Source organism: Bullifex sp. (assembly GCF_034103065.1).
Lineage (GTDB): Bacteria > Spirochaetota > Spirochaetia > Sphaerochaetales > Sphaerochaetaceae > Bullifex.
The window spans coordinates 1-4,736 of the sequence record NZ_JAXEGN010000178.1 but is presented as its reverse complement, the minus strand read 5'-3'; the positions used below and the strand labels follow the sequence as shown (position 1 = coordinate 4,736).

The following is a 4,736-nucleotide window of genomic DNA, read 5'->3' as shown; positions in this document are numbered from 1 at the left end:
GGGGTTGCCAGGATACTCGGAAACGCCTGATTTTTTTCTCCATATTCGGAAATCAGTGACCTAGGCAGTCCTGTAGATCAGGTCGGCCGGAGCGTATAACCTGTAGTCCCTGATTTCATCTCCGGTGAGTGAGATGCCATCCTTCCTGACAGTGCTGAGAGCATGCTCATACCTTTCACCTTCCTTCACAACTTTGTTCACATTCCAGGCATAGGCAAACATAGATGCATACCTGTTGATGTACTTGCTGGCTACTCCCCTGTAATGTCTGTAATAGCTCTTTATCACGGAATGAAAGCTGTTGATCCTGTTAAGATTGACTTCTGCCTTTGAATCCTTCCTGTCTTCAGTCTTCCGGTGAAACGAACCGGTTGCTGATGCCAGCTGATCATAAACGGATGTGCCATCGGTTGTCATGCTGCAGGAACCTGCAATATGGGAGGCAAGATTAAGGGCTTCCTTTGATGTAAGCTGTCCTGCATTGTATGATCTTGCAAAGGCACTTCCATTGTCATCGACCATGGTAGCAAGACACACCTTCTCTTTGGAGACTCCACGTGTTTTGAGTGTCTTCCCGTCATCTTTGAGTGCCTTTCCTTCAATATGTCTGGATTTATGTGATCCTGAGACAAAGGTTTCATCAAGCTGGACGTTTCCGCTTACCTTCATGTTATCAGCATGTTTCTCAAGGGAACAAAGGAAACGGTGCCTCATGCTGAATACTGTTTCAATATTGAGGCTGAGTATTTCCGAAGTCTTCTTCAGCGATACTCCGTTGATGGTATCCATCATGAGCACTTTCCATGCATCATCTCCCTGATGGGAGTAATGCATGATGGTACCATGATCTTCAGTGAACCTTCTGCCGCAGTGCGTGCATCTGTACATCTGTTTCCCGCTTCCGGCCTTTCCGCCTTTCACGATCATGGGATGAACCTTGCCGCACTTGGGACAGACTTCAAAAACACCGTCCTTTTTTGCAATGCTGTTGTCTGCCAGATAAGATTCAAAGAGTTTCAGTATGGTTGATATCTGAAGTTCCGTAAGTCCGTATTCCCCGAGGAAACTCTCAATTGCCGCTGTCTTGTCCATATGTCCTGCTCCTGTGCTTTCATTGTCACACAGTTACCAGGACATATAGTGTCGTGGTAAATCCAGAAGTCACCGATTTTCAAATAAGGGGAAAATAATTACTTAACAAAATAAGCATTCATATCCTTTTCATATTTCTCAACTGAAATATTTAGCTTTTTAGCAGCAGTTTCTTTTGTAATTACTCCATCTTTAGTTAACTCATAATAAGCTTCATTTTTTCCTTCAAGCTTAACTTCACTTTTTATATCTTCAATTGCTTTACACATGTTATATCCTCCGTCGAATGGAATATCTACTTTCATTATTGTTTCCAATAATTTTGCTGTTTTATCATCAAGGTTCTTAAAGGCCTCTTCACTATTAATATAGCTTAAAAGAGCGTCTTTATCTCCTTGATTTTTAATGATATTTAATACAAGCTTCAAGGGCTTATTAATTTTCTCAAGATTATCATCCTTTAATTTGTGTGGATCTAAAACATGATAACCCGAATTTACTAAAGGATACCCAAAGACCTTTATTGTATCTTGAGATAATAGTTCTCTTAAATCTGTTACCTCGCTCCATTTTCTATCTAGCATATTAAATACTATGATATATACAGGCTTTAACTTCTCTTTCTTAGAAGAAACTATTTGATTATCATAGATTAATAGTGACGCAATACCAGCTCTAATTACCATATGCTTATCACTATATGCTTGTGATTCAAGCCCAAAGATTGCATATACATTATCATTATTCTCTTTAATTGTTGAATCAAAAAGATTATCTACTAAAACCTCTAAAGATTTATTCTTAGTAAACACAGTAGACTTAACAGGATCTATTTCTCTTAAGTTTTCAGCTTTTATCCTATTTTCTCCATTAAATAGAGATAAATTGACAAACTCTGAAAAAATCTTAGGATCAGAAAAAAATTTCTTTGCTGCACGATCTTTTTCCTTTGCCATGGTCTTCTCCTTTATTGTCATATATTAATAATAAGAAAAAAGTTGTTAAAAATATGAACCCAAATAAATGGTAAACATACAATATAAAGATTTTTATGATTAATATTTTTATAAAACAAAACAAATTAAAAATAATTTATTAATTTAGCAATTACACATATAAATCCTATCTTTAAATTTATTAGTTTTGGTGGTATAAGCATTTCTATGGAAAAACAATTAAGTAAAAAAACAAAAGAAATAGTGTTAGGTTTTCAGATAAACGAACTTACTGAAGCTTTAGTATATGAACGCATAGCTCGCTTTGTAAAAGATAAGAAGGATAAAGAAACTCTTTTAAATATTGCAAAAGATGAGCGTCGTCACGCTGAAGTTTGGAAATCTTATACAAATGAAGATGTAAAGCCTCGCATGGGACAAGTTAGAAAATGGACTTTAATTGCTCGAATCTTGGGTTATACATTCGCACTTAAAAAGATGGAAAGTGGTGAAAAGGGTGCAACCAAGGTTTATGATGAAATTTCAAAAGAAATCCCTGAAGCCAAGAAAATTAGTGAAGATGAAGATAGACATGAAAGAGAACTACTAAATATTCTTGATGAAGAAAGACTAAAGTATGTTGGCTCTATGGTTCTTGGACTTTCTGATGCACTTGTAGAATTGTCAGGTACACTTGCAGGTCTCACCTTTGCCCTTCAAAACAACAAGCTTATTGCTTTATCAGGACTTATAACAGGAATTAGTGCAACTCTTTCTATGGGTTCAAGTGAATACCTATCAGCAAAGAGCGATGGAGAAGAAAAGCCATTTAAGAGTGCACTCTACACAGGTATTGCATATGTAATTACCGTTACCCTCATGATACTCCCATACCTTCTTTTGCCATCATCAATGTTTATGGTTTCTCTAGCAATTATGCTTTTAACTGTTGTCTTGATAATAGCAGGCTTTAGCTACTACGTTTCAGTTGCAAAAGAGTTATCATTTAAGAAAAGATTCTTTGAAATGGCTGGAATTAGTTTATCAGTTGCAGCAATCTCATTTATTATCGGTATCCTAGTTAAGCAATTCTTAGGAATCGATATTTAATTTTTTTACTTTAGAAAAACTGAAGGGGCACAAATCACATGTGCCCCTATCTTTTCTAGTTAGGTATTAATTACCAGCTTTTTTAATTAACTCATCATAATCCTTGAGGTTATAGCTCTTAGCATATGGAGTTTCAAGTTTACCTGAATTAATTAATTCAACAAGCTCAGCTCTTCTTGGATCATCAAGATTAAGATCAACACCTACAATCTTCCAGTTGTTATCAACACTTGGAGTTACAGGAGAATTAGCTGCGAAGTAAGCAACAATCATATCTCTAATAGATGATGAAGACTCCCATTCCTTCTTACCAGCTGCAAGACCTTGACCCTTAATTGCAGATGAATATCTATAGTTATTAACTGCAACCTTTACAATCTGATCATCTTCAAGAGGCTTACCATTAAACATTACATTCTTAATTCTTGAACCAGCTGGCTGTGAAAGGTCAATTTCATAGTCTACACCAGCAAACATATCATATAGATATCCTGGATGATCTGGATCAAATGAAATGTTGATATCACCTTCAGTCCATTGATTGTAGCAAGCAGCTGCCCATTCCATATAACCCTTAAGTTCTTTACCTGTCATAGCTACTCTATATAAGGTGTTATCAAACTTATAGATATCAAAAATATTTCCATAGTTGATATCACCTTCAGGTAAATCAGATGTATCTTTGAAGAGTGCTGCAGCTGATACATCAGCGCCTGATTCTTCAAGCTGAATCATGTTAATTAAATCCATTACAGCTGTATCTCTAAGCTTACCTTCAGGAAGTCCCTTAATCTCATTTTCAGGCTGAAACTTAGCAGTAGTAACACCTAATGCTGGTCCTTTTTCTCCATCTTCACCAACACCTGATACATAATTAACTGCCTTTTCATGAAGCTCTTTTACAACAGGAATAGATCTAATTTCTTCACTTGGAGCAGTATCCTTCATATCAATTACATCATATGTTGAAGAAATAATATTGTTATCATCATCGAGAGTAAGAACTACCTTAGCAATATCTCTACCACCATTTCTTGTTGCAACAACAGGAACATCATTATAGCTTTCCTTAACAATACTGTGGTTATGAGCAAGCTGTAATACATCTACCTCTGGGTTTACCTCCAAAATCTTGAGGCCAGAGTCTGAACCATTATCTTCATCAAACTCAGCATATGTACCCATATGAGCAGATACAATAATGATATCTACATCTTTATCAAGCTTTGCAATTTCATCTTTTACTGCATAAGCTGCGCTTTCGAAGATATAGTCTTCAATACCTTCCTTACCGCCATCCCAAATTGGAACATCTGGAGTAACAACACCAATTACTGCAACCTTTACACCATCACGATTAATGATTGTTGTACCAGCACCAGTAACATACTTACCCTTTGCATTCTTTACATTTGCAGCAAGAACAGGGAAATCTGCTTTAGAAAGGATTTTCTTCATTGAAGTAATACCCCAGTTGAATTCATGGTTACCAAGTGTCATAGCATCATAGCCCATATAATTCATTGCAGCGATAACTGGATGTAATGAATCTGGATCCTTATTTGCAAGGTCATCTGTCATGATTGTACCCTGAATATC

The 4,736-nt window shown here is 36.3% G+C and carries 4 protein-coding genes; 1 reads left to right on the top strand and 3 read right to left on the bottom strand.

The features are described 5' to 3' along the window. Positions 1 to 60: 60 nt before the first annotated feature. Both SOY52_RS06930 and SOY52_RS06925 read right to left on the bottom strand, forming a co-directional pair. Positions 61 to 1,092 (bottom strand): IS1595 family transposase, encoded by a 1,032-nt coding sequence (locus SOY52_RS06930; protein ID WP_320848233.1) that lies wholly within the window; start codon positions 1,090 to 1,092, stop codon positions 61 to 63. Positions 1,093 to 1,190: 98 nt separating this feature from the next. Next, entirely contained in the window at positions 1,191 to 2,048 is an 858-nt protein-coding gene (locus tag SOY52_RS06925) for an Rpn family recombination-promoting nuclease/putative transposase (protein WP_320848232.1), read from the bottom strand. Between the two features lie 207 nt (positions 2,049 to 2,255). Between SOY52_RS06925 and SOY52_RS06920 the strand changes: the two genes are divergently transcribed. Beyond that, positions 2,256 to 3,137, top strand: coding sequence for a VIT1/CCC1 transporter family protein (locus SOY52_RS06920; protein ID WP_320848231.1), 882 nt, complete (start codon positions 2,256 to 2,258; stop codon positions 3,135 to 3,137). 66 nt (positions 3,138 to 3,203) lie between these two features. Here the strand turns inward: SOY52_RS06920 and SOY52_RS06915 are convergent. Beyond that, positions 3,204 to 4,736 (bottom strand): bifunctional metallophosphatase/5'-nucleotidase (locus tag SOY52_RS06915; RefSeq protein ID WP_320848230.1); only part of this gene is annotated, 1,533 nt, incomplete at its 5' end.

Excerpts from the sequence above, each read along its gene's own strand:
- SOY52_RS06930 (WP_320848233.1), bottom strand. The coding sequence starts at position 1,092 with ATGGACAAGACAGCGGCAATTGAGAGTTTCCTCGGGGAATACGGACTT.
- SOY52_RS06925 (WP_320848232.1), bottom strand. The coding sequence starts at position 2,048 with ATGGCAAAGGAAAAAGATCGTGCAGCAAAGAAATTTTTTTCTGATCCT.
- SOY52_RS06920 (WP_320848231.1), top strand. The coding sequence starts at position 2,256 with ATGGAAAAACAATTAAGTAAAAAAACAAAAGAAATAGTGTTAGGTTTT.